The 22,558-nt window shown below is 61.2% G+C and carries 24 protein-coding genes; 11 read left to right on the top strand and 13 right to left on the bottom strand.

Going from position 1 to position 22,558, the window contains the following annotated elements; all coding sequences use genetic code 11:
* The 7 genes from ACM62R_RS07115 to panB all read right to left on the bottom strand — a co-directional run.
* Positions 1-718 (bottom strand): aldehyde dehydrogenase family protein (locus ACM62R_RS07115; RefSeq protein WP_415183358.1); only part of this gene is annotated, 718 nt, incomplete at its 3' end.
* An 8-nt stretch (positions 719-726) separates the two neighbouring features.
* Positions 727-1,692 carry a deoxyribose-phosphate aldolase gene (gene deoC, locus ACM62R_RS07110; RefSeq protein ID WP_415183357.1) on the bottom strand — a complete coding sequence of 322 codons (966 nt, stop codon included), beginning with the start codon at positions 1,690-1,692 and terminating at the stop codon, positions 727-729.
* Positions 1,693-1,821: 129 nt separating this feature from the next.
* Entirely contained in the window at positions 1,822-2,505 is a 684-nt protein-coding gene (locus ACM62R_RS07105) for a DUF1523 family protein (RefSeq protein ID WP_415183356.1), read from the bottom strand.
* 10 nt (positions 2,506-2,515) lie between these two features.
* Positions 2,516-2,794 carry a hypothetical protein gene (locus ACM62R_RS07100; RefSeq protein WP_415183355.1) on the bottom strand — a complete coding sequence of 93 codons (279 nt, stop codon included), beginning with the start codon at positions 2,792-2,794 and terminating at the stop codon, positions 2,516-2,518.
* Positions 2,795-3,061: 267 nt separating this feature from the next.
* On the bottom strand, positions 3,062-3,313 hold the full coding sequence (locus tag ACM62R_RS07095) for a hypothetical protein (protein ID WP_415183354.1): 252 nt from the start codon (positions 3,311-3,313) through the stop codon (positions 3,062-3,064).
* A gap of 55 nt (positions 3,314-3,368) precedes the next feature.
* Positions 3,369-4,208: a pantoate--beta-alanine ligase gene (gene panC, locus ACM62R_RS07090; protein WP_415183353.1), complete on the bottom strand. Its 840-nt coding sequence runs from the start codon at positions 4,206-4,208 to the stop codon at positions 3,369-3,371.
* Positions 4,205-5,038, bottom strand: a complete 834-nt coding sequence (gene panB / locus ACM62R_RS07085; RefSeq protein ID WP_415183352.1) for a 3-methyl-2-oxobutanoate hydroxymethyltransferase — start codon at positions 5,036-5,038, stop codon at positions 4,205-4,207. Before panB ends, panC begins: the two co-directional genes overlap by 4 nt.
* A gap of 192 nt (positions 5,039-5,230) precedes the next feature.
* On the opposite strand from panB, the gene ACM62R_RS07080 reads away from it, so the two are divergent.
* Together ACM62R_RS07080 and ACM62R_RS07075 are read left to right on the top strand one after the other, a co-directional pair.
* Positions 5,231-6,703, top strand: coding sequence for an ABC transporter substrate-binding protein (locus ACM62R_RS07080; RefSeq protein WP_415183351.1), 1,473 nt, complete (start codon positions 5,231-5,233; stop codon positions 6,701-6,703).
* Between the two features lie 85 nt (positions 6,704-6,788).
* Positions 6,789-7,127, top strand: coding sequence for a cupin domain-containing protein (locus tag ACM62R_RS07075; RefSeq protein ID WP_415183350.1), 339 nt, complete (start codon positions 6,789-6,791; stop codon positions 7,125-7,127).
* Positions 7,128-7,200: 73 nt separating this feature from the next.
* Here ACM62R_RS07075 and ACM62R_RS07070 read toward each other — a convergent pair whose 3' ends face one another.
* Positions 7,201-8,049, bottom strand: coding sequence for a L,D-transpeptidase (locus ACM62R_RS07070; RefSeq protein WP_415183349.1), 849 nt, complete (start codon positions 8,047-8,049; stop codon positions 7,201-7,203).
* A 252-nt stretch (positions 8,050-8,301) separates the two neighbouring features.
* Here ACM62R_RS07070 and ACM62R_RS07065 point away from each other — a divergent pair, with 252 nt between their 5' ends.
* The 4 genes from ACM62R_RS07065 to ACM62R_RS07050 all read left to right on the top strand — a co-directional run bounded on the left by ACM62R_RS07065 (position 8,302) and on the right by ACM62R_RS07050 (position 13,180).
* On the top strand, positions 8,302-9,246 hold the full coding sequence (locus ACM62R_RS07065) for an ABC transporter permease (RefSeq protein ID WP_415183348.1): 945 nt from the start codon (positions 8,302-8,304) through the stop codon (positions 9,244-9,246).
* Complete coding sequence (locus tag ACM62R_RS07060) at positions 9,243-10,055, top strand: ABC transporter permease (RefSeq protein WP_415183347.1); 813 nt, start codon at positions 9,243-9,245, stop codon at positions 10,053-10,055. Before ACM62R_RS07065 ends, ACM62R_RS07060 begins: the two co-directional genes overlap by 4 nt.
* Positions 10,052-11,737, top strand: a complete 1,686-nt coding sequence (locus ACM62R_RS07055; RefSeq protein ID WP_415183346.1) for an ABC transporter ATP-binding protein — start codon at positions 10,052-10,054, stop codon at positions 11,735-11,737. Before ACM62R_RS07060 ends, ACM62R_RS07055 begins: the two co-directional genes overlap by 4 nt.
* A 450-nt stretch (positions 11,738-12,187) precedes the next feature.
* Positions 12,188-13,180 (top strand): P1 family peptidase, encoded by a 993-nt coding sequence (locus tag ACM62R_RS07050; protein WP_415183345.1) that lies wholly within the window; start codon positions 12,188-12,190, stop codon positions 13,178-13,180.
* On the opposite strand, the gene ACM62R_RS07045 is transcribed toward ACM62R_RS07050, so the two are convergent.
* Entirely contained in the window at positions 13,170-13,949 is a 780-nt protein-coding gene (locus ACM62R_RS07045) for an alpha/beta hydrolase (protein ID WP_415183344.1), read from the bottom strand. The two genes, ACM62R_RS07050 and ACM62R_RS07045, sit on opposite strands and share 11 nt — an antisense overlap.
* 87 nt (positions 13,950-14,036) lie before the next feature.
* Here ACM62R_RS07045 and ACM62R_RS07040 point away from each other — a divergent pair, with 87 nt between their 5' ends.
* On the top strand, positions 14,037-15,515 hold the full coding sequence (locus ACM62R_RS07040; RefSeq protein WP_415183343.1) for an NAD-dependent succinate-semialdehyde dehydrogenase: 1,479 nt from the start codon (positions 14,037-14,039) through the stop codon (positions 15,513-15,515).
* 108 nt (positions 15,516-15,623) lie between these two features.
* Here the strand turns inward: ACM62R_RS07040 and ACM62R_RS07035 are convergent, their stop codons facing one another.
* Positions 15,624-16,379: a DUF1013 domain-containing protein gene (locus tag ACM62R_RS07035; protein WP_415183342.1), complete on the bottom strand. Its 756-nt coding sequence runs from the start codon at positions 16,377-16,379 to the stop codon at positions 15,624-15,626.
* A 123-nt stretch (positions 16,380-16,502) separates the two neighbouring features.
* Here ACM62R_RS07035 and ACM62R_RS07030 point away from each other — a divergent pair, with 123 nt between their 5' ends.
* Complete coding sequence (locus ACM62R_RS07030) at positions 16,503-17,138, top strand: ribonuclease T2 family protein (RefSeq protein WP_415183341.1); 636 nt, start codon at positions 16,503-16,505, stop codon at positions 17,136-17,138.
* Positions 17,139-17,209: 71 nt separating this feature from the next.
* On the opposite strand, the gene ACM62R_RS07025 is transcribed toward ACM62R_RS07030, so the two are convergent.
* Positions 17,210-18,190, bottom strand: a complete 981-nt coding sequence (locus ACM62R_RS07025) for an NAD(P)H-quinone oxidoreductase (RefSeq protein ID WP_415183362.1) — start codon at positions 18,188-18,190, stop codon at positions 17,210-17,212.
* A gap of 2 nt (positions 18,191-18,192) precedes the next feature.
* The gene (locus ACM62R_RS07020) at positions 18,193-18,858 is read right to left on the bottom strand and encodes a COQ9 family protein (protein ID WP_415183340.1); all 666 of its coding nucleotides are present in this window, start codon (positions 18,856-18,858) and stop codon (positions 18,193-18,195) included.
* Positions 18,859-18,964: 106 nt separating this feature from the next.
* On the opposite strand from ACM62R_RS07020, the gene rpsU reads away from it, so the two are divergent.
* Positions 18,965-19,171: a 30S ribosomal protein S21 gene (gene rpsU, locus ACM62R_RS07015; RefSeq protein WP_023666753.1), complete on the top strand. Its 207-nt coding sequence runs from the start codon at positions 18,965-18,967 to the stop codon at positions 19,169-19,171.
* A 143-nt stretch (positions 19,172-19,314) separates the two neighbouring features.
* Positions 19,315-20,763: a TrkH family potassium uptake protein gene (locus ACM62R_RS07010; protein WP_415183339.1), complete on the top strand. Its 1,449-nt coding sequence runs from the start codon at positions 19,315-19,317 to the stop codon at positions 20,761-20,763.
* Here ACM62R_RS07010 and ACM62R_RS07005 read toward each other — a convergent pair.
* Positions 20,760-21,218 (bottom strand): Lrp/AsnC family transcriptional regulator, encoded by a 459-nt coding sequence (locus ACM62R_RS07005; RefSeq protein WP_415183361.1) that lies wholly within the window; start codon positions 21,216-21,218, stop codon positions 20,760-20,762. The two genes, ACM62R_RS07010 and ACM62R_RS07005, sit on opposite strands and share 4 nt — an antisense overlap.
* A 174-nt stretch (positions 21,219-21,392) precedes the next feature.
* Here ACM62R_RS07005 and ald point away from each other — a divergent pair, with 174 nt between their 5' ends.
* Positions 21,393-22,511, top strand: a complete 1,119-nt coding sequence (gene ald, locus ACM62R_RS07000; protein ID WP_415183338.1) for an alanine dehydrogenase — start codon at positions 21,393-21,395, stop codon at positions 22,509-22,511.
* Positions 22,512-22,558: the final 47 nt, after the last annotated feature.

Here is a 22,558-nt window from a genome sequence, read left to right as displayed (position 1 = left end):
TAAAGGCGATCTTGTCCACCTTGGCCGCGACCAGCGCCGCCCCGGTATCGCCATTGCCGGTGACGATATTCACCACGCCCGCCGGAAGCCCAACCTCGGCGCAGATCCCGGCAAAGGCCAGGGCGGTCAGCGGGGTGTATTCAGCGGGTTTCAGCACAACCGTATTTCCGGCAGCCAAGGCAGGTGCGATTTTCCATGCCAGCATCAGCAGTGGAAAGTTCCATGGGATGATCTGGCCGCAAACACCCACGGGGCGGTGCGCGGGAAACTCATCCTCCAGCGTCTCGGCCCAGCCGGCATGATGGTAGAAATGGCGCACCACCAAAGGCACGTCGATGTCGCGCGCCTCGCGGATCGGCTTGCCGTTGTCCAAGACCTCCAGCACCGCCAGAAATCGGTCACGCTTTTGAATGTGGCGGGCAATCGCATAAAGATATTTCGCCCGCTCATGGCCGCTTAGCGCCGCCCATGGCGCTTGGGCTGCACGGGCGGCGGCCACGGCGGCCGCAATGTCCTTGGCCGATCCTTGGCTGACCTTTGCCAACACCTTCCCGGTTGCGGGGTTCACGGTTTCAAACAGCGTCTCCGGTGCGGTGAAAGCCCCGTTGATGAAATGCCCGAACGGCCCGTGGGCGGCGAGCCACGCTGTCACCTCGCCCGAGGCCTCGGGGGCGGGACCGTATTCCATCGTTTCCAGTATCTCTGTCACGGTAACCATCTCATCCCTCAGGCAAGCGCGTGGCGCGTTGAGGACGCATAGCGCCCGGTCACAAAATGTTCGAGTTGGCGTTCGATATCGCCCAACATGCTTGAGGCACCCAATCGAAACAGACCCGGGCGCAACCAGTCGCGGCCCAATTCTTCGCGCATCAAAACCTGCCAGGCCAGCGCATCCTTGGCGGTTTTCATACCCCCCGCAGGTTTGAACCCGACCCTGAACCCGGTCCGCGCGCCATAATCGCGTAGCGCCCGCAGCATCACCAAACTGACCGGCAGCGTTGCGTTGACACCCTCTTTCCCGGTTGAGGTCTTGATGAAATCAGCGCCCGCCTGCATCGCGACCATGCTGGCTTTATAGACGTTGCGCAGCGTTGCCAGATCGCCGGTGGCCAAAATTGCCTTCATATGCGCAGGCCCACAGGCGTCACGCATGGCGGCAATCTCCTCATAAAGAGCGGCCCAATCGCCGCGCAGCACCAGTGATCTGGAGATCACGATGTCAATTTCCGCGGCGCCCTGATCCAGGGCATAGCGGATTTCGGCCAAGCGCAGATCAAGCGGCATCAACCCCGCCGGAAACCCTGTCGCAACCGAGGCGACCGGAATGCCCGACCCCGCCAGCGCCCGAACTGCAGCGGCAACCATTGTCGGGTAAACGCACACCGCCCCTGTTTGCAGCGATTCCAGCCCCAGCCCCGCAAGGATATGCGGCGCCAGCGGGGCGCGCGCCTTGGCACAAAGCCGCGCCACGCGGTCTTCGGTGTCATCCCCGGCGAGGGTGGTCAGGTCCATGCAGCGGACCCCATTGACCAGCCAAGCCGCCTGCCATTCCTTTTTGAGGCTCCGCCGCCCGGCAAGGCTTTGCGCCCGATGCACGGCCGCGGGCGTGTTCACCGCAACCTGCGTGAACCAGTCGGGCGCCAACGCCACGCCCGCGTTACGCAAGACTCCATCCGGGTTTGGGGGTGCCAATTTTTCGCCTCCTTCGGGCAAGCCGCATCGGGTAGCCAACCCGCGAAGGCTAACGAATGGCGGCCGAGGCTTCAACGGAAACTGTCGGAGCCTCCGGCGGGAGTATTTACGCCAACGAAAAGCCGCAGGTCAAAAACGGGATCTGCTGCCAAAGCTGCCTAGCCAGCGTTTGAACCGGCCCCAAGTGCCGCGCGCCCGGTCCGAGGCGGCATCCGTTCGGGTTTCGACATCGTCCCATGCCTCGCGCGCATCTTGCAGTGCCGGGTCGATGGTGCGTTCGCGAAATTGCAGCCACATCCGGCGGATCATCAGCGCAATCAGCAAGAGCGCGATCAGGATGATGACGTTGACCCAAGGGAACACCGTCGCATCGGGCCCGGACACGGGTTTTATCGCCACCGCGTTGGGATAGATTGAAAAGATCGGCATCCGCCAGCCGTAATGGGTGACCATTACCCATTTTGGCGACGCCTCGGTCGAGGTCATGTTGGACGCCTGAGCCTGAAGGTTTGCGCTGTCGTATTTGAAATAGGGTGGCCAGATCCAGCCGGTATCTTCATTGCGGTAGACGACCACCTTGCCATTCGGGCGCACCGAATCGATAAAGCGGATATCGCGCTTTTCATCGACACCGCTGGCGACGGTGCCGCTATCAGGCGACGCGTAAAACAGCCGGTTGCTGCCGATCGTTGTCAACTGATTGAAGGTCCGCGTGATGCGCACCACGTCGTGTTGCGGCAGTGTGTAGTGGAAGAACGCAACCAGCAACAACACCACGACGACACGGAACGTCCATTTCACATAGCCCCACATCGCAGGCCTCCTATTGATAATTCACCAGATAGATCGTCACGCCAATCACCAGCGCGGGAATGATATAGACCAGCACCACCAATTTCTTGCGCAGGCTTTTTTCGTAATCGCGCATGCCCGCCCTGATATAGGCATCGCGTTCGGTTTCACCAGAGCCTTCGGGCGGGTCTTCGGCCCATTCCTTTTCCAGCCGTTCGCGCGCCAGTGAACGCGAATAGACTGACATCAGGAAATAAATCAACGAAAGCCCGATAAACCCGAATATTGCCGCCCGGATGATCCCGATCACACGTATCCCCTTAAAACCCGTTGGTAGCGCCGGTTGATCTGCAAATCAGCGCGCGCACCGACTTTGGTTGCGCGACATTTCATAGCCTGTCTTCTCAAAAAGATCATCACTTTGCCAATCGGGTATCCCAGGCGCCTGCACCGTTGCCAACCCACCACACGCTCAAGGTGCCGTGGGTGGCCACCAAGCCTGGATTTTTGGCGCCGCGATTTCATCCCTATCTTCCCCGTTTCCGCATACCATATTTTCGGGCACCACCTTACCAAATCACCTGGCTGCAGCTTTGCCGTTTTGTCCAGTCTTCGGAATGGCGGCCAAGGTATCGAGGATACTACCATCGTCTTTTTCTGATTCCGGGGTGGCAAAGCTTAGATCACCATTTTGGGTCTGTTCATCACGATCAGCTATTTTTCTCGGCAATATCAACAGTGTTTTGGGTGCTGCGCCTAACCCAGTGAATTCCGATCCCTTCTGATTGAAAGGTACCCAGATCCGGCTATCCTCGCTGTTGGTTTTCATTTTCGGGCGGGTAGAGGGCGCTGGTGGTGATAGCGAGTTCGCGCGCTTTGCTGCTTCAAACCGGTATATTGTCGATCAGGCGCACTTCCCCCAACTGCGCGGCCACCAAAAGCCGCGCCGGCGCGGTAAGGGCGGTTAGCGGTGCCAACCCCTCGGCGGCACGCAGTTCAAGATATTCGACGTTTGCAAAACCCGCCGAGATGATTTGCACAGCGGCCGCTGCCAGGGCCTTGCCGGCGGGTAGCCCGGCCCGCAGATCTTTGGCGGCGGTTTGCAACGCCCCCTGCAGCGCCGGGGCTATGGCACGCTCAGCAGTCGTCAGTCGCACATTGCGTGACGACATCGCCAAGCCGTCAGATTCACGAATTGTCGGGCAACCGATGATCTGGATCGGGATGTTGAGGTCCGCCACCAGACGACGCACGACCTGCAACTGCTGCCAGTCCTTTTCGCCAAAAAAGGCGCGTCCCGCCTGCGTCATTCCAAACAGTTTGCTGACCACCGTGGCGACCCCGTCAAAATGTCCCGGACGGTGCGCGCCCTCCAGCGGTTCCGACACGCCCGCGACCGAAACGGTGGTGGCAAAGCCTGCGGGGTAAACCTCGTCCGGGCCGGGGGCGAACAGCACATCAACCCCCTCGGCCTTCAGCAGGGCCAGATCCTGCGCTTCGGTTTTGGGGTAATTCGCCAGATCGTTGGGGTTGTTGAACTGTTTGGGGTTCACAAAGACCGTCACGATCACCCGGTCAGAACTGGCTCTGGCGGCGCGGGCAAGGCTTAGATGGCCGTCATGCAGCGCGCCCATCGTGGGCACGACCCCAACCAACGCGCCCGCGCGTTTCCAGCCTGCCACCTTGTCGCGCAGCGCGGCCCCGGTGCGGATGATGGCGGTCATTTCTGCGGCTCTTTCAACTCGCTGGCAAAGACATGCTCTGCGCCCGGAAATTCGCGCGCCCGCACGGCGGCGGCGTAATCGGCCACGGCCTGTTCAGCCGCTGCCCCCAATTCGCCAAAGCGGCGCACGAATTTTGGCCGAAAACCGGTGAACATTCCCAGCATGTCATCTACCACCAGCACCTGTCCGTCGCACCCCGCCGAGGCCCCGATCCCCACCGTCGGAATAGCCAGCATCGCCGTGATCTCATCGGCCAACGTCGCGGGCACCTTTTCCAGCACCACGGCGAACGCCCCGGCCTGTGCCACCGCTACCGCGTCATCGCGCAGCCTTTGGGCATCGTCGCCGCGGCCCTGCACCTTATAGCCGCCTAGCGTATTCACCGCCTGCGGCGTCAGCCCTATATGCGCCATCACCGGCACCCCGCGCGCCACCAGAAAGGCAATCGTATCGGCCATATGCCGTCCGCCTTCCAGTTTGACCGCACCGGCCCCGGTTTCGGCCATCAGCCGCGCCGCATTGGCAAAGGCCTGCGCCGGGCCTTCTTCATAGCTGCCAAACGGCATGTCGATGACCACCAGCGCGCGGCTGATCCCGCGGGCAACCGCGCGACCATGCAGCACCATCATCTCCATCGTCACCCCCAGCGTCGAGGGCAGGCCATGCAGCACCATCCCGACCGAGTCCCCAACCAGAACCAGATCGCAATGACCATCGACCACGCGCGCCATTGGCGTGGTATAGGCCGTCAGGCAAACGATGGGCGATACACCTTTCATGGCAGCGATATCACTGGGCATCTTGGCACGAGCCGGACTTGTGGCACTCATCATGACCTCCCTCATGTGGCTTATACCTTGATAACGATGCCGCACCGCTTAGGGAAGTTTCTTCATGCTGCGACGCAGCAAATTATGGATTTTCGTCTGGCTTTGCCCATTAAAGCGCACGCAAGCCGCTTGATCGGCGCGAAAATCGGGTCAATTATACAGCGAATGCTGCCACACCGAAAAGGGATCTTCATGTTCGCGCGCTTGAAATTTTCGGTCGCCGCACTTGTGTTTTGCGCTGGGTCGGCAGTTGCGGCACCCACGACACTGACCCTTGGCATGGTGTTGGAACCCCCGAACCTTGACCCCACCTCGGGCGCTGCCGCCGCCATTGATGAGGTGGTTTATGCCAACCTTTTCGAGGGGCTTACCCGCTTTGGCCCTGACGGCGCGGTGCACCCCGGCCTTGCGGAAAGCTGGCAGATTACAGACGAGGGCAAGGTCTGGACCTTTACCCTGCATCAGGGCGTGACCTTTCACGATGGCAGCCCCTTTGACGCCGAGGATGTCAAGTTCAGCCTTGATCGCGCCCGCGCGCCCAATAGTGCCAATGCGCAAAAGGCCCTGTTCGAGGGGATCACCACAGTCGATGTGCTGGACCCGGCCACCGTGCAGATCACGCTAAAGGCGCCCGATGGGGCGTTTGATTGGAAAATGGCTTGGGGTGATGCGGTGATCCTGGCGCCAGAAACGGCGGCAACGGCCGCCACGCACCCCGTCGGCACCGGCCCCTTCGCCTTTGCCGAATGGGCGCAGGGCGACCATGTTACCCTGATCGCCTACCCCGGCTATTGGGGCGAAAAACCGGCGCTGACCAAGGCCACCTTCCGCTTCATCTCTGACCCGACTGCCGCTTTTGCGGCGGTGATGGCGGGCGATGTCGATGCCTTCCCCAACTTCCCCGCGCCCGAAACCCTGCCGCAACTGGCCGCCGATCCGCGCTTCAAGGTCATCGTCGGCACGACCGAGGGCGAGACAATTCTAGCGATGAACAACGCCGCCCCCCCCTTGGATAACATCAAGATACGCGAGGCCATTGCCCATGCGGTCAACCGCCAAGACATTATCGACGGCGCGATGTTCGGCTATGGCACGCCAATCGGCACGCATTTCGCCCCGCATAACCCCGATTACATCGACCTGACCGCGCAATCGGCCTATGACCCGGAAAAATCCAAGGCGCTGCTGGCCGAAGCCGGGGTCGCAAACCTGAAGCTGCGTCTGGCCCTGCCGCCCCCCACCTATGCGCGGCGCGGTGGCGAAATCATCGCCTCGGAACTGGCCGCCGTGGGTATTCAAACCGAGGTATCCAATCTTGAATGGGCGCAGTGGCTGGAACAGGTGTTCAAGAACCATGACTTTGACCTGACGGTAATCAGCCATACCGAGCCGATGGATATCGGCATCTATGCCCGGCTGGACTATTACTTCCAATATGGCCGCCCCGAATTCATCGCGCTGATGGATGAACTGGCGATCACCACCGATCCCGCGAAACGGTCCGACCTGTTGAAAGCCGCGCAGACGATGATCGCGGATGATTACGTCAACGTCTATCTGTTCCAACTGGCCAAGACCGGCGTCGCCAATGCCAAGATCGAGGGGCTATGGGAAAATTCGCCCACGCAGGCAAACGATCTGACGGCGGTGCACTGGATCGACTGAACCCGCTTTGCCCCAAGCGGGCAGGCAAAGCCCCCACCCCACCCTCGCCATCAGCGCGCAGGCGGCCCTGAAACCTGAAAGTGACATGCAGATCATTCCCCTGACCCCCACCGCAGCCACCCCGGAAACCAGCCGCCCTGACCCGGCCAAGCTTATCTCGGGTGATCCGGTCCACACCACCTGGAACGTCGAAGACCGCGACGGGCTTTACTGCGGCATCTGGCAAAGCACGCCGGGCAAATGGCGCGTTTCCTATGATGAATGGGAATACTGCCGAATTCTGTCGGGCCGGTCGGTGCTGACCGGTGCTGACGGCAGCGTTCAAAGCGTCGGCCCCGGTGACAGCTTCATCATCCGCCCCGGCTTTAGCGGCACTTGGGAAGTGCTGGAAACCACCACCAAGGATTATGTAATCCGGCTTTAGACCCATGCCCCAACAAAAACAGGGGCGCTTTTTCAAGCTGCCCCCGTCTCGGTTTCTGACCTGCGCCTTGGCCTTAGCTTCCCCCGCGCAGCTCCGCTTCGCGGGCGGACCGGGCAGCGCGAGCCGCAGCGACAGCACGGGCATGCGCTTCGGCCTCAGCTTCGGCGGGGTCTGCCACCAACCCGGCTTCAAACGCGGCCTGATCGGCCTCAATCGCCGCCACATCGCTGGCCGAGACCAGATAACCGGTGTGCAACTGCACCATCGGCCCTTCCGCGGCCAGGCTTTCAGCCTTGCTGCGCACCTTTACCCGTGTGCCCATCGGGGTTTCATCGAACATGTCGATGATATCTTGGTTGAACAGCCGGATACAGCCCGCCGACGTTGCCTTGCCGATCGAGCTGGGATCCATCGTGCCGTGGATGCGGTACATCGTATCCTTGCCGTTTCGGTAAAGATAAAGCGCCCGCGCACCCAAGGGGTTATCCAGCCCGCCCGGCAGACCACCCGCCAGCTTGCCGTAAACGTCCGGGTCTTGGCGGATCATGTTTTTCGTCGGCGCCCAATAGGGGTATTCTTCCTTGCGGCGCACCACAGCGTCGCCCCGGAACCCGCGCCCTTCGCGGCCCACGGCAATACCGAAACGCATCGCCTTGCCGGGCTCGGCAACGTGATACAACAGCCGCGCATAGGGGTCGACGATGATGGTTCCCACAGGCTCTGGCCCGTCGTAGGCCACCCATCGGCGGCGGTTACGCTCATTCAGGTAGGCCGGGCTGACGGCGGGAATGGTACGTTCGCCATCGACAAGCGCCCCATATTCAGCAGGCACGCGCCCCGTCGTCATCTGCGGTTCGGCACAGGCCGACACCAGCGCCACCAACGCCAGCGCAATCGCGGGGCGAAAAAGTCCAAACGTCAAATAAGTCACGATATGCAGGGCCCCTGGCAGAAAACCATTGCGAATCCCCGGCCTGGCAGCAGCCCGGGAACGCCCATCAGCGCCAAGACGGCGCGCCACGTCAACCCCGCGCGCCTGCAAATACCCGGTCTGGCGGGGACTCGGACCCGTAGTGTTGCCCATTGGCCTTGGCAAAACCGGCCCGAAAACCCAACGCCTTGCCCCTTTCCCTTGGACCCGCCCGCCATTAGCCTGCCCCGTAAAGGAGCCGCGATGATCCGATACCTGCTCAGACGCCTGATCTCGCTCGTCGGCAGCCTGCTTGCGGCCAGCGTGATGATTTTCGCGATGATCGAAATCGTCCCCGGCGATCCGGCAGCCTATATGCTGGGCCTGAACGCAAGCCCCGATACGGTCGCGGCGTTGCGTGACAGTCTTGGGCTGAACCAATCGTTGCCGCTGCGCTATCTAAGCTGGGTCAGCGGCATGATGACGGGCGATTTCGGCACCTCTTATACCTACAAGGTGCCGGTGGCCGATCTGGTTGCGGCGCGGTTGGCGGTGTCGTTGCCGTTGGCGCTGCTGGCGCTGCTGCTATCCACCGCCATCGCGCTGCCGGTCGGCATTCTGGCGGCAGCCCGGCGTGGCCGTGCCTCCGATGCGGCGGTGATGGGGGCCACTCAGCTCGGGATAGCCGTGCCGAATTTCTGGTTTGCGATGCTTTTGGTGCTGGTCTTTGCGATCCATTGGCGGATCTTTCCGGCGGGCGGGTTTCCGGGCTGGTCTGACCCGGCGGGCGCCTTTCGTGCCCTGACCCTGCCCGCCATCGCCTTGGCACTGCCACAAGCGGCAATCCTCGCGCGGGTCTTGCGCTCGGCACTGATCGAAACGCTGGGGCAGGATTACATCCGCACAGCCCGCGCCAAGGGGCTCAGCCGCACTCAGGCGCTGACCCGTCACGCGCTGCGCAACGCGCTGATCCCGGTGCTGACCATCCTGGGCATGCAGTTTTCGTTCCTGCTGGCCGGCGCGATCATCATCGAGAACGTCTTTTACATTCCCGGACTGGGGCGGCTGATCTTTCAGGCGATCACCCAGCGCGATCTGATCGTGGTGGAATCGGTGGTGATGATCCTTGTCTTTGCGGTGATCATCGTCACCTTCCTGACCGATCTGGCCTATGCCGCCACCGACCCCCGGCTAAGGGCCACCCGATGAGACCCGCCCTTGCCCTTGGCACCACCCTGACCGCCAGCGCACTGGCTGCCGCCCTGCTGTCCCTGGTCTGGACGCCCTACGACATCACCAGCCTTGCCATCGCGGAAAGGCTGCAACCCCCGTCCGGCGCGCATTGGCTTGGCACTGACCATTTCGGCCGCGACATCGCCGCGATGCTGATGACCGGGGCGCGGACCTCTCTTTCCGTGGCGCTGGTCGCGGTGGGCATTGGCGCGGGCGTGGGGGTGCCGCTGGGACTAACCGCCGCCGCCCATAGCGAAAGCTGGCTGGATGAGCTGATCATGCGCGGCAACGACCTTGTCTTTGCCTTCCCCAGCCTCGTCATCGCCATCCTGATCACCGCTGTTTTCGGCCCGTCGGCCACCAACGCAATCATCGCCATCGGCATTTTCAACATCCCGGTCTTTGCCCGCGTAACCCGCGGCGGCGCGCTCAGCCTCTGGACGCTGGATTATATCCGCGCGGCCCAGGTGACCGGCAAAGGTGCCGCCAGAATTTCGGCCGAACACATCCTGCCCAACATCGCCAACCTGCTGATCGTGCAGGGCACGATTCAGTTCAGCCTTGGCATTCTGGCCGAGGCGGGCCTGTCCTACATCGGCCTTGGCGCGCAGCCCCCCACCCCCAGCTGGGGCCGGATGCTGGCCGAGGCACAGACCATGATCACGCTTGCGCCGCATGTCGCGCTGTTTCCGGGGTTTGCCATCCTCGTTACCGTGGTAGGGCTGAACCTTATGGGCGACGGACTGCGCGACGCGCTTGACCCCCGGCTGAAAGTGCGCGCATGAGCCTTCTGTCTCTCGACAATTTCAGCGTCACCCTGGGCGGCACCCCGGTGCTGTCCGAGATCAGCCTGACCCTTGCCGCCGGCCAGATCTTCGGGCTTGTCGGTGAAAGCGGGTCGGGTAAATCAATGACGGCACTGGCGTTGATGGGGCTTTTACCCGACGGTGCGCAAACATCAGGCCGCATTCTCATGGACGGGCAAGACCTGTCAAAGCTTGACGATTCCGCGCTGTGCAAGATCCGGGGCAATCGGATCGGAATGATCTTTCAAGAACCGATGACCGCGCTTAACCCGCTGATGACCATTGGTGATCAGGTGGCCGAAACGCTGCGCATCCATACCGGCGAACGCCGCGCGCGCGCGCTTGAAATTGCCCGCGAACGGCTGGACCGCGTCGGGCTGACCGCCCCCCGCTTTCCGCTGACGCTTTACCCGCACGAACTTTCCGGCGGCCAACGCCAACGCGTCGCCATAGCGCTTGCCATCGCGCTCCGCCCTGCAATACTGATCGCCGACGAACCCACCACCGCGCTTGATGTGACCACGCAGGCGCAAATTCTGGCGTTACTTCAGGATCTTGTTCAAAATGAAGGCATGGGTCTCTTGCTGATTACCCATGACATTGCCGTTATCGCCAACCTTGCACAGCGCACAGCGGTCATAAAAGACGGGCGCATCATCGAAAACAGCACCACTGAGGCACTGTTTCGAACCCGCACCCACCCCTACACCAAGGCGCTGTTTACCGCCTCGATCCATCAACCAGCCCCCGTTCGCAACGACGGGACGCTCTGCGGGGAGTATTTAGGCCAAAAAAAAGCCGGGGCTGCTTTTTTTTGGCCTAAATACTCAAATTCAACAGCCCCACATGCGCAAACCTTACCCCCTGCCACACCGCTGTTGACGGTTACCAATGTAACCCGCACCTACCGCTTGCCGCGCCCCTCGACATTTGCAGCGCACCCCGAACTGCATGCCGTCGATAACGTCAGCTTCTCTCTTTTTACTGGCGAAAGCCTTGGGCTTGTGGGGGAATCGGGTTGCGGAAAATCCACGCTCACCCGGACAATCCTAGGGCTGGACCCATTAGAGGGCGGAACGATAACCCTGCACGGGATGCCAGTCAGCCGCGCGATGCCTGCAGCGTTGCGTGCACAAATGCAGGTGGTTTTTCAAGACCCCTACGGAAGTTTCAACCCGCGCCATCGGGTCGATCGGCTGGTGGCTGAGCCTTTCTACCTGACAGGCCGACCACCCGATTGGAGCGACAGGGTAGCCGAAGCGTTGCGCGACGTAGGGCTTTCGCCTGATGATCGCCAAAAGCACATACACGAGTTTTCCGGGGGTCAGCGTCAGCGAATCGCCATCGCCCGGGCTTTGATCATCCGCCCAGCCCTGATCGTGCTGGATGAGGCGGTTTCAGCGTTGGATGTGCGGGCGCGCGCAAAGGTGCTGGACCTTTTGGCCGAGCTGCGTGCAGCCCGCAATCTGGCGTATCTGTTCATCAGCCATGATCTATCGGTTGTGCGCACCATCACGTCGCGGGTATTGGTGATGCGGGCGGGCAAGATTGTCGAAGAAGGGGCATCAAAGACTGTCCTGACCACACCTCGCCACCCGTACACCGCCGCACTTATTGCAGACACGCCCCAGATTCCATCTGACTGGATGGGGCGGGGGTGAATTCGGGCGCGGGGCCCATGGTTGGCACCACACGGGACAGCCCATGACGTGGGGTGTGTTTGCCCGACACATACACGGTAGCGGTGGCCGCGGCCAAAACGGGTGCCACGATCAGTCTGGCCCCCTTGGTCGCTATCAATCGGGCCCTCTCTTTGATCAAAATATCTGCCGGGGATGCTTCGGCTGTTGTCAGATCTGGCTTTGCGCGCGATATTTCGACAAGAGCAAAGACGCTAACATGAGTTCAGCACGAAATGGGCAGGCGTAACAATGAACTGCATCATGACCGTGATGAGATTTGCCCCGCGCATCGGCAAACACTTTGCCAGCGCAGAGCCGTACGGACGAGGATCAGCCTCGATAGGCGCGCCCCGGGGTGTGGCAATAAGAGGGGGCGGCGGGTGGCCCATCTGAACCTTGGGGGCATTGGCATTATAAGGAAAGAACCCAATGAAACCTGGGGCGCGTAATCTGATCACCGATGTGGCGGGTTTGAGGGTTGGCAATGCCGAAGACGCGGTTGTGCGGACAGGGGCCACGGTCTTGTTGGCAGACCGCCCTTTTACCGCCGCGGTCCAGATCATGGGCGGTGCGCCCGGCACCCGTGAAACCGACCTACTGGCGCCGGACAAGCTGGTGCAAGAGGTAGATGCGCTGGTGCTTTCGGGGGGATCCGCCTTCGGGCTGGATGCGGCCTCGGGGGTGGCGGATGGGTTGCGTGGCATGGGGCGAGGCTTTGCCGTGGGCGATGTGCGCGTACCGATCGTCCCTGCCGCAATCCTGTTTGATCTGTTGAACGGTGGGGACAAGGTGTGGGATGAGAACCCCTATAAACGGCTTGGTCACGCGGCGCTTGACCGGGCGGGGGCAGAATTTGCGCTGGGATCTGTAGGGGCGGGATATGGCGCATTGACGGGCAATCTGAAGGGCGGGCTTGGCTCGGCCTCGGTCGTGTTGGATAATGGCATGATTGTGGGTGCGTTGGCAGCGGTGAACGCCCTGGGCCACGTTACTTTGGGCGATGGGCCGACATTTTGGGCCGCGCCGTGGGAACTGGGGGGCGAGTTTGGCGGGTTGGGCCTGTCCGGTCCCTTCATGCCCAGCGATGAACCATCCTCTGTCAAACGTATGGGCGAAGCCACCACCATCGCCATCATTGCCACCGATGCCACCCTTGATCAGGCGCAATGCCAGCGCCTTGCCTCTGCCGCGCATGACGGCATCGCCCGCGCAATCGTGCCCAGCCACACCCCGTTTGACGGGGATCTGGTCTTTGCCGCCGCCACCGGCGAAAAAACGCTACCCAACCCACAGACGGATCCATTTGTACTGGGCCACGCGGCGGCCTGTTGCCTTGCCCGCGCCATTGCCCGCGCTGTTTATGAGGCCTCCCCCATGCCCACCGATCTGCAACCAGCCTGGCGCGCCCGTTTCAGGCGATAAACGCATCCAGTAACGGCGATTGCTGCGTCAATCCCTCGATCACATCAAAATGATGCCGCCCCGGCTCGATCGTCAGGGGGCAACCCCACGCCTCTGAAAGACAGCGCGCCTGCCCCAGAAATGCCGGGCGTTCGGCCCCGCCAACCCAGACATGACAGGAAACCCCCGCCGCCTTTTGTAAGAACGCGGGGCTTTCCGCTACAGCCTCCGCCTGGTCCAGTTGCAGCGTGGCATTCATCGAGGTGCGCATCAAAGGCACCAGATCTGAAAGCGGCGAGATGGGGACCACACGCGTCAGCCGCGCGGCCACCGCGCGCGGAAGCGGCGCATCAAGACAAGCCATCCGTGCAACCAGATGCCCGCCCGCCGAATGCCCGGCAAGCCGGATCGGCCCCGCGACTTGCCCGGCCAGATACGCCACAGCTGCGCCAATCTCGGCGGTTATCGCGGTAATGCGCGCTTTGGGCGCCAGCGTATAGCAGGGCAGCGCAACCGCCCAACCCGCCGCGCGTGCGCCTGCTGCCAGATGACAAAAGCTGTCGGGCGACAGGGCCAACCAATATCCGCCGTGCACGATTACCGCCAAACCCTTTGCTGGCCCTTCGGGAAGCGTCAGATCAACCCAATTTCGCGTACCGGGCCCATAGCGCAGCCGCTGCATCCGATAGCGCCTGCGAAACGCCTCAGAATCGGCCGCCCACCGCAAGGGATAATCCGATCCACCAGAAATATGCGCCGAATTGGCATAGTCATCGTCCAGATCGGCCATAATTCTGGTTTCCTTTGTTCAACCCTCGGGATGGACTTCACGTCACCCTCATGGTTCCTTTCTATCAATCCAAAAGAGAGAGACACCATGCTTGATTCCGCAACTGAACTAAAATCCCTGCTCAAGGATCCTACACTTCTGGCAACCCGTGCCTACGTCGCCGGTGAATGGATCCAGGCCGACGACGGCACCACCTTTGCCGTCACCAACCCCGCACGCGGCGATGTGATCTGCCACGTCCCCAACCTTGGCCGCGCCGAGACCGCCCGCGCCATTGCCGCCGCAGAATCCGCCATGAAAGAATGGGCTGCACGCACCGGCAAGGAACGTGCGCAGATCCTGCGCAAATGGTTCGATCTGATGATGGCCAACCAAGACGACCTTGGCGCTATCCTGACCGCCGAAATGGGCAAACCTCTGGCCGAAGCCAAGGGCGAAGTCGCCTACGGCGCCGCCTTTATCGAGTGGTTCGGAGAAGAGGCCAAACGCATCTACGGCGAAACCATCCCCGGCCACCAACCGGACAAACGCATCACCGTGATCAAACAGCCGATCGGGGTGGTGGGGTCAATCACACCGTGGAATTTCCCCAATGCGATGATCACCCGCAAATGTGGCCCCGCCCTCGCGGTCGGCTGCGGCTTTGTTGCCCGTCCCGCGGCCGAAACCCCGCTATCAGCGCTGGCACTGGCCGTGTTGGGCGAACGCGCCGGCCTGCCAAAAGGTATTTTCTCGGTCATCACCTCACGCAAATCCTCCGATATCGGCAAAGAGTTTTGCGAAAATCACGCCGTGCGCAAACTGACCTTCACCGGCTCTACCGAAGTAGGCCGCATCCTGATGCGCCAGGCCGCTGAACAGGTAATGAAATGCTCGATGGAACTGGGCGGCAACGCGCCCTTCATCGTTTTTGATGACGCCGATCTGGACTCAGCCGTCGAAGGCGCAATGGTGTCCAAATTCCGCAACAACGGCCAAACCTGTGTTTGCGCCAACCGGATCTATGTGCAAGCCGGCGTCTATGACGCCTTCGCTGAAAAACTGGCAGCCGCAACCCGGAAACTGACAATCGGTGACGGGCTGAAAGACGGCACCACAACAGGCCCGTTGATCAACGAAAGCGCCGTCGAAAAGGTAGAGCAGCACATCGCTGATGTGCTCGCCGGCGGCGGCAAGGTCATCACAGGCGGCAAGCGTCATTCCCTGGGCGGCACTTTCTTTGAACCTACCGTCGTGACCGGTGTAACCGAAGACATGATCGTATCGTCAGAAGAAACTTTCGGCCCCCTCGCCCCTCTCTTCAAATTCGAGACCGAGGATGAAGTCATCGCCAAAGCCAATGCTACCATTTTTGGCCTTGCCACCTATTTCTATGCCCGCGACATCGGCCGTATCACCCGCGTGCAAGAGGCGCTGGAATACGGCATCGTCGGCGTCAATACCGGCATCATCTCAACCGAGGTTGCCCCATTCGGCGGCGTCAAACAATCGGGCCTTGGCCGTGAAGGCAGCCACCACGGCACCGAAGACTACCTGGAGATGAAATACATCTGCCTGTCGATCTGACCGGCCCGAAAGAGCGCGGGCTTGCGGCTTTTTTTTGGTAAAAATACTCAAACACAACGAAAAAGGCCGCCCATCCGAGCGGCCTTTCCAATTACTGGGGCGGCTGGGTCAGCTGCGCTTGCCGTGATCTTCGTCCTCGTCATCCTCATCATCCGCATCCGGCAGATTGAAGAAACTGTCGGCATTCGAAAAATCGCGCGGTGATTTTTCTTCATCATCCCGGTGCGGCTGGCTCAGATGTTCCAACCCCGAAATCCGCGGCTCTTGCCCCATGGCAAGGCTGGTCTCGGTCGAGACCAGCTTGCGCCGCTCGTCATCGGTCATCAGCCCGCCCTCGGCTGCCTTTTTCTTGGCGGCCTTTTGCACTTCCGAATCCAGTTCCGTCTGCCGGCACAGCCCCAGCGCGACCGGATCAATCGGGGTGATATTGCCGATGTTCCAATGCGTGCGCTCACGGATCGAGGCGATCGTCGGCTTCGTCGTGCCCACCAGACGCGCAATCTGCGCATCGGCCAATTCCGGATGGAACTTCACCAACCAGTAAATCGCGGCCGGCCTGTCCTGACGCTTCGACAGCGGCGTATAGCGCGGCCCACGGCGCTTTTCCTCGCCCACGGCGGCGGCGTTGAATTTCAGCCGCAGCTTGTATAGCGGGTCTGCCTCGCCCTTCCTGATCTCTTCGGGGTCCAGCTGGTTCGACGCAACCGGGTCAAACCCCTTCACGCCCGCCGACACATCGCCATCGGCAATGCCCTGCACTTCCAGCTCGTGTATTCCGCAAAAATCAGCCACCTGCTTGAAGGTCAGCGTCGTATTATCCACCAGCCAAACGGCGGTCGCCTTTGACATCAAGGGTTTGCTCATCGGATCTCTCCTTTACAAATCTCTCCCGTGCCGGGAAAACGGCTGCGACCTTAGCCGCCATTCCACGTTTTCAGGGGGAATTGCCGTCTATATAGTGCCGATCAGGACCAGAGAAAAGAGAAAATGCGCCACTACCTTGCCCTCGCTCTGATGCTGCTGGCCAGCCCGCTTTCGGCCGAGGGCGAAAAGGCGGGTAAGTTTGACTATTACGTCCTGTCATTGGGCTGGTCGCCAACCTGGTGCAGCACCACCGGCGATGCCCGCAAAGACGACCAATGCCACCCCCGGCATGACTTCGGCTTTACCCTGCACGGGCTTTGGCCGCAGTATGAACGCGGCTGGCCCAGCTATTGCCACACCCCGCACCGTGACCCGACCCGACGCCAATCCGACGCGATGAAAGACATCATGGGGTCCGGCGGGCTGGCGTGGTATCAATGGAAAAAGCACGGCCGCTGCGCCGGTATTCCGGCAGCGGACTATTTTGCAACCTCGCGGCAAGCCTATGACAGCATTGTCATCCCCGATGTTTTCAGGACCTTGCACAAGGACGTGAAACTACCCGCCGCGATCGTCGAAGAGGCGTTTCTTGAGGCCAACCCCAGCCTTGCCCCCGACATGATCACCATCACCTGCGACCAGGGCATGATCCAGGAGGCCCGCATCTGCCTGACCAAAGACTTGACCCCCCGCCCCTGCGCCCCCGACTTGCAACGTGATTGCAAAATGACCGGCGCACTGATGGAAGCAATCCGTTAAGCCGCAGCTATGGCGTATGCCAAACGTATGCATAGCCTCTGTACGGGTTCCGCACCGTTTTTCTACGGCATCTAGCGCACCTTTAGCACGATCTTGCCAATATGCGCGCTGGTCTCCATCCGGATATGGGCGGCAGCGGCATCGGCCAGCGCAAATTCCGAATCATGCACGGGCTGAACCTTGCCAGTCGCAATCAACGGCCAAAGGTTCTTCTTTAATTCCAGCGCAATAGCAGCCTTTGCCCCGTCCGATTGCGGGCGCAGCGTGCTGCCCGTCAGGGTCAGGCGGCGCATCATCACCTGGGCAAAGTTGATCTCGGCTTTCGGACCCTCCAGAAAGGCGATGAACACCATCCGCCCATCATCAGCCAAGGCTTTGATATTACGCGAAATATAACTTCCGCCTACCATATCCAGGATAAGGTCAGCCCCACCCTCGCCGCGTAAAACCTCAACAAAATCCGCGTTGCGATAGTTGATGGCCACCGCCCCCAAACCTGTGCAGGCCGCGCATTTCTCATCCGACCCGGCAGTGGCAAATACCCGCGCCCCCAGTGCCTTTGCCACCTGAATAGCAGTGGTGCCAATGCCCGACGATCCGCCATGCACCAAAAACCGCTCTCCGGCCTGAAGCCCCCCGCGCATCACCACATTCGACCACACGGTAAAGGCGGTTTCCGGCAGGCAAGCCGCTGATTTCAAATCCATTCCCGCCGGAATGGGCAAAGCATGAGCAGCCGGACACACCGCGTATTCCGCATACCCCCCGCCGGGCAACAGCGCGCAAACCGCATCCCCCACCGCCCAGTCAGCAACCCCCGGCCCCAGCGCGGCTATGTGCCCCGCAGCCTCCAACCCCGGCAGATCCGAGGCGCCGGGGGGCGGCAAATAGGCCCCCGCACGTTGCAACGCGTCAGGCCGGTTAACTCCCGCGTAGGCAATTTCAATCAATATCTCGCCATAGCCCGGCACCGGCACCGGGCGCTGGCACTGTTGCAACACCTCGGGTCCGCCCGGTTCAGTAATTTCAACGGCGCGCATCATATCTTGCATCATCACAGCCCCTCTCGGCCCGGCATTGGTTCACGCGCTGGTGCGCGGACCCCTTCCAGCAAACGCTTGATCAGGGGGTTGGTGGTGACGGCCCCCTTCACCTTTTCAAACTGCATCACATCTGCAATCCGGCGGTCCAGAAATTCCCATGTGGCGGCGTGCCCGTCAGAGGTATCACCGACCCAGAAAAGCACCGTGGCCGAATAGACGCCAGATAACGTCAACCGCTTGGAATACCAGTTGAAATCACGGCTTTCATCACCCAGTGCCCGCCAGATCGCATCCGCCGTGCCCCAGATCAGTGCAGCCCCTGTCGCCATATTGGCGGGCAGCGCAAAGACCGATGCGCCGCGCCGCACCAGTTCGGGGTCGGCCTCTTCCAGCCGAAACCGCACCGCCGCCGCCACCTTTTCGCGAAATTTCATGCCGTCCAGTTCCGCATCGTCCAATGCCGACAGCATCAGCTCATCGCCCGCACGGTGGTATTCCACCGCAAGATCCACCGCCCCCCGCGGACAGATCACCCGTGCCAGCCCCATATCCATTTCCAGATCGGTCACCGCCGCACGAAACGCCGGTTCCGACCAGCCGTCAAACGGCACATGCGGGACGATTGCCGCCAACAGGTCGGCCCGCGCGGCAGGCACCTCCAAACGAGTGTTTTTCATCGGCTTTCCTTCCAGTCGCGGCAGTAGACAAACCACCATTGCCCTGCTATATGGCCGCTTCCTGCAATTTCATGCAACTCAAACTTAGGAAGGTGGTGACAACCACATGCAGGTCAGCGTTCGCGACAACAACGTCGAACAGGCGCTTCGTGCCCTGAAGAAAAAACTTCAGCGCGAGGGTGTGTTTCGTGAAATGAAGCTCAAGCAACATTTCGAAAAACCGTCCGTGAAGAAAGCCCGCGAGCAAGCCGAAGCCGTTCGGCGCGCCCGTAAACTGGCACGCAAGAAGGCCCAACGCGAAGGCGCACTCTAAGCCCTTTGCCGGTCTGAAGCGACTGGAACACTGGCGGGGCAACCCGCACCGAGGAACCCCCGTGGCCCTGCCATCGGGGGTTTTTTGCAGGCCTGCGCCGTGCCATTGACATTCGCAGCGCCGCATTGGCCTTGTTGAGTATCATGTTGGATCTACGCCCCGTCTTGCACATCCTCGGTCTGATCCTTGCCGTACTGGGGGCAAGCATGCTGGCACCCATGACCATTGACCTGCTGACCGCAAACCGCAACTGGCAAACCTTTTTCGAGGCCGGGGTCGAAACCATGCTGACGGGGACGTTGCTGGCAATTGCCAGCCGATCACCCACGCCGCAGGGGCTTTCGGTGCGGCAGGCCTATTTACTGACGGCCGGCATCTGGGTGGTCTTACCGGCTTTTGCCGCATTGCCCTTCATGCAGGGCGCCCCCTACGCCACCCTGACCGACGCTTACTTCGAGGCGGTCTCAGGGATCACCACTACCGGGTCATCGGTGTTTCCGGGGTTGGGGTCACTACCCCCCGGCGTGGTGCTTTGGCGCGGTATGCTGAACTGGATGGGGGGCTTGGGCATTGCCTTTGTGGCGATGATCTTCCTGCCCGTCATGCGGATCGGAGGGATGCAGTTCTTTCGCACCGAAGGCTTTGATACGCTTGGTAAAATCCTGCCAAGGGCGCGCGATATTGCCCGCGCGTTGGTGGTCGTCTATCTGGGCCTGACACTGCTGTTCACGATCACCTACGGCGCCCTGGGGATGACCACATTCGAGGCGATCATCCACGCGATGTCGACCATATCAACCGGCGGTTTTTCCACGTCTGACGCCAGTTTCGCCGCCTTTTCTGGCCCGGCTGAATATGCCGGCGCGCTGTTCATGCTGCTAAGTGCGATGCCCTTCATCCGGTTTGCCCAATTGGCCCGCGGCGCGACCCGGCCAATCTGGCTAGATACACAGATCCGCGGGCTGCTGCGTTGGTTTTGCTATGCCACGGCGGCAGTTGTGGCATGGCGCGTGATCCGCACCGAGGTCGGGTTTGAGCCTGCCTTGCGTGAAACGTTGTTCAATCTGTCCTCAATCATGACCGGAACCGGCTTTGGATCAGCCGATATCAGCACCTGGGGTAATTTTCCGGTTGTTGTCATGTTCATCGTTGGGATGATCGGCGGCTGCACCGGATCCAGTTCAGGGTCATTGTCGGTGTTTCGCTGGCAGGCACTGGGGGCAGCCATCCGGGCCGCCGTGCAGCAGCTGCATTCGCCGCACCGGCTGGTCATGCCGCGCTATGACGGCAAGACGCTGGGCGATGATGTGCTGAACCCGCTGATGATGTATTTCACCGGGTATATCCTGACGCTGGGCACGCTTTCGGTGGCCGTTTCCATGACCGGGGTCGATATGACCTCGGCGCTGTTCGCAATCTGGACCTCGCTGGGAAATATCGGCTACGCGCTGGGGCCGATGACCGCGCGCACCGGCACGATGATTGACTTCAACGACGCCGCGACCTGGGTCATGACGCTGGCAATGTTGCTGGGTCGGCTGGGTCTTTTGGCGATTCTGGTGGTGTTTTTGCCGCGCTTCTGGCGTGGCTAGACCGGTAGGGCGGTAGTTTTGAACACGGTGCGCAGCGCGAAACTGCTTTGCATCTGCGCCACGCCGGGCAGGCGCGCCAGGTAAGCGCGGTGGATGCGCGCGAAATCCTCGGTATCCTCGGCCACGACCTTCAGCAGATAGTCAGCGCTGCCTGCCATCAGGTGGCATTCCAGCACATCGGGGATCTTCTTCACCTCGCGCTCGAACGCCTCAAGCACCTCATCAGCCTGCCCCGACAGGGTGATTTCGACAAAAACCGTGGTCGGGCGCCCCAGTTTACGGGCATCCAGCAGCGCCACATAGTCGCGAATCAGCCCGTCTTCCTCTAACCGCTGCACCCGCCGGTGACAGGCTGACGCCGATAGGTTGACCCGCTCCGATAGCTCGGAGTTCGAAATGCGGCCCTGCTTTTGCAGTACGTTCAAAATACGTCGATCTGTAGCGTCTAATGTCATATCCACGCACATTCCTGCGAAAAACGGCCTTGATTGCCGCAACTGCCACCAAAACACATTGCATCACAAACTCAACTTTTCAACGCAATTACGCACAAGATAGGTCATGCTTCTTCTTATAAGGTCAAATCGGCGCAAAAACAGGACGCGGCCAGAATCAGGGAAGGCGACAGCATGCGAATTGGATGCCCCAAAGAAATCAAACCGCAAGAGTTTCGCGTTGGATTGATCCCCGATGCCGCACGCGAGGCGGTTGCCCACGGCCATGAGGTGCTGGTGGAAACCGGCGCCGGTATTGGCGCGGGGTTTACTGACGCGGATTATACCGCGGCCGGCGCGCGGATCGTGGCCGCCCCGGATGAGGTTTTCACCCAGGCTGACATGATCGTAAAAGTCAAAGAGCCCCAGCCCGCCGAGCGTAAATACCTGCGTAAAGGCCAGATCATGTTTGCGTATCTGCACCTTGCCCCAGACCCCGCACAAACCAAGGATCTGCTGGCCTCGGGGGCAACCTGTATCGCCTATGAAACCGTGACGGACCGTGCCGGAGGTTTGCCGCTGCTGGCGCCGATGTCCGAGGTGGCGGGGCGACTGGCACCGCAAGTCGGGGCGTGGGCGCTGCAAAAGGCCAACGGCGGGCGCGGCATCTTGTTGGGCGGCGTGCCGGGTGTGCCGCCGGCGGATGTGGTTATCATCGGCGGTGGTGTGGTGGGCACGGCGGCTGCACGCGTTGCGGTGGGCATGGGCGCGCGGGTGACGGTGCTGGACCGCTCTATCGCGCGGCTGAGTTTTCTCGATGACCTGTTTCACGGAACGCTGACCACGCAATACGCCAATCAGGCGGTCACGGCAGATCTTGTCACGCGGGCAGATATGGTGATCGGCGCGGTGCTGGTGCCGGGGGCTTCGGCACCCAAACTGGTAAAGCGGGGCGATCTGGTCCGGATGCGGCCAGGCGCCGTCATCGTCGATGTGGCCATTGATCAGGGCGGCTGCATTGAAACCAGCCACGCCACCACCCATCAGGACCCCATCTACGAGGTGGACGGGATCATCCATTACTGCGTTGCCAACATGCCCGGCGCCGTGGCCCGTACCGCGACCATGGCGCTTGGCCATGCGACGCTGCCCTTCATTCTGGCGCTGGCGGACAAGGGCTGGAAACAGGCCTGTACTGATGATCCTCACCTGAAGGCGGGGTTGAATGTCCACGCCGGCCAGCTGACCTATGCCGCCGTCGGTGAGGCCCTTGGCCTGCCCCATATCACCGCCGACGATGCACTGACCGTCTGAACGAAAAGGCCCGGTCCTGCGACCGGGTCCCGGTCCTGCGCTATGGG

Origin of the sequence: Phaeovulum sp. (genome assembly GCF_047638075.1) — a bacterium.
Taxonomy (GTDB): Bacteria; Pseudomonadota; Alphaproteobacteria; order Rhodobacterales; family Rhodobacteraceae; genus UBA6197.
This window is presented reverse-complemented; position numbering and strand designations above follow the sequence as displayed.

Coding starts and splice junctions, on each gene's coding strand:
- ACM62R_RS07020 (WP_415183340.1), bottom strand. CDS start 18,858: ATGAAAAACACTCGTTTGGAGGTGCCTGCCGCGCGGGCCGACCTGTTG.
- panC (WP_415183353.1), bottom strand. CDS start 4,208: ATGACCGCCATCATCCGCACCGGGGCCGCGCTGCGCGACAAGGTGGCA.
- ACM62R_RS07010 (WP_415183339.1), top strand. CDS start 19,315: ATGTTGGATCTACGCCCCGTCTTGCACATCCTCGGTCTGATCCTTGCC.
- ACM62R_RS07060 (WP_415183347.1), top strand. CDS start 9,243: ATGAGACCCGCCCTTGCCCTTGGCACCACCCTGACCGCCAGCGCACTG.
- ACM62R_RS07075 (WP_415183350.1), top strand. CDS start 6,789: ATGCAGATCATTCCCCTGACCCCCACCGCAGCCACCCCGGAAACCAGC.
- ACM62R_RS07040 (WP_415183343.1), top strand. CDS start 14,037: ATGCTTGATTCCGCAACTGAACTAAAATCCCTGCTCAAGGATCCTACA.
- ACM62R_RS07080 (WP_415183351.1), top strand. CDS start 5,231: ATGTTCGCGCGCTTGAAATTTTCGGTCGCCGCACTTGTGTTTTGCGCT.
- ACM62R_RS07065 (WP_415183348.1), top strand. CDS start 8,302: ATGATCCGATACCTGCTCAGACGCCTGATCTCGCTCGTCGGCAGCCTG.
- ACM62R_RS07050 (WP_415183345.1), top strand. CDS start 12,188: ATGAAACCTGGGGCGCGTAATCTGATCACCGATGTGGCGGGTTTGAGG.
- ACM62R_RS07030 (WP_415183341.1), top strand. CDS start 16,503: ATGCGCCACTACCTTGCCCTCGCTCTGATGCTGCTGGCCAGCCCGCTT.
- ald (WP_415183338.1), top strand. CDS start 21,393: ATGCGAATTGGATGCCCCAAAGAAATCAAACCGCAAGAGTTTCGCGTT.
- ACM62R_RS07095 (WP_415183354.1), bottom strand. CDS start 3,313: ATGAAAACCAACAGCGAGGATAGCCGGATCTGGGTACCTTTCAATCAG.
- panB (WP_415183352.1), bottom strand. CDS start 5,038: ATGAGTGCCACAAGTCCGGCTCGTGCCAAGATGCCCAGTGATATCGCT.
- rpsU (WP_023666753.1), top strand. CDS start 18,965: ATGCAGGTCAGCGTTCGCGACAACAACGTCGAACAGGCGCTTCGTGCC.
- ACM62R_RS07055 (WP_415183346.1), top strand. CDS start 10,052: ATGAGCCTTCTGTCTCTCGACAATTTCAGCGTCACCCTGGGCGGCACC.
- ACM62R_RS07025 (WP_415183362.1), bottom strand. CDS start 18,190: ATGCAAGATATGATGCGCGCCGTTGAAATTACTGAACCGGGCGGACCC.
- ACM62R_RS07005 (WP_415183361.1), bottom strand. CDS start 21,218: ATGACATTAGACGCTACAGATCGACGTATTTTGAACGTACTGCAAAAG.
- ACM62R_RS07045 (WP_415183344.1), bottom strand. CDS start 13,949: ATGGCCGATCTGGACGATGACTATGCCAATTCGGCGCATATTTCTGGT.
- ACM62R_RS07105 (WP_415183356.1), bottom strand. CDS start 2,505: ATGTGGGGCTATGTGAAATGGACGTTCCGTGTCGTCGTGGTGTTGTTG.
- ACM62R_RS07035 (WP_415183342.1), bottom strand. CDS start 16,379: ATGAGCAAACCCTTGATGTCAAAGGCGACCGCCGTTTGGCTGGTGGAT.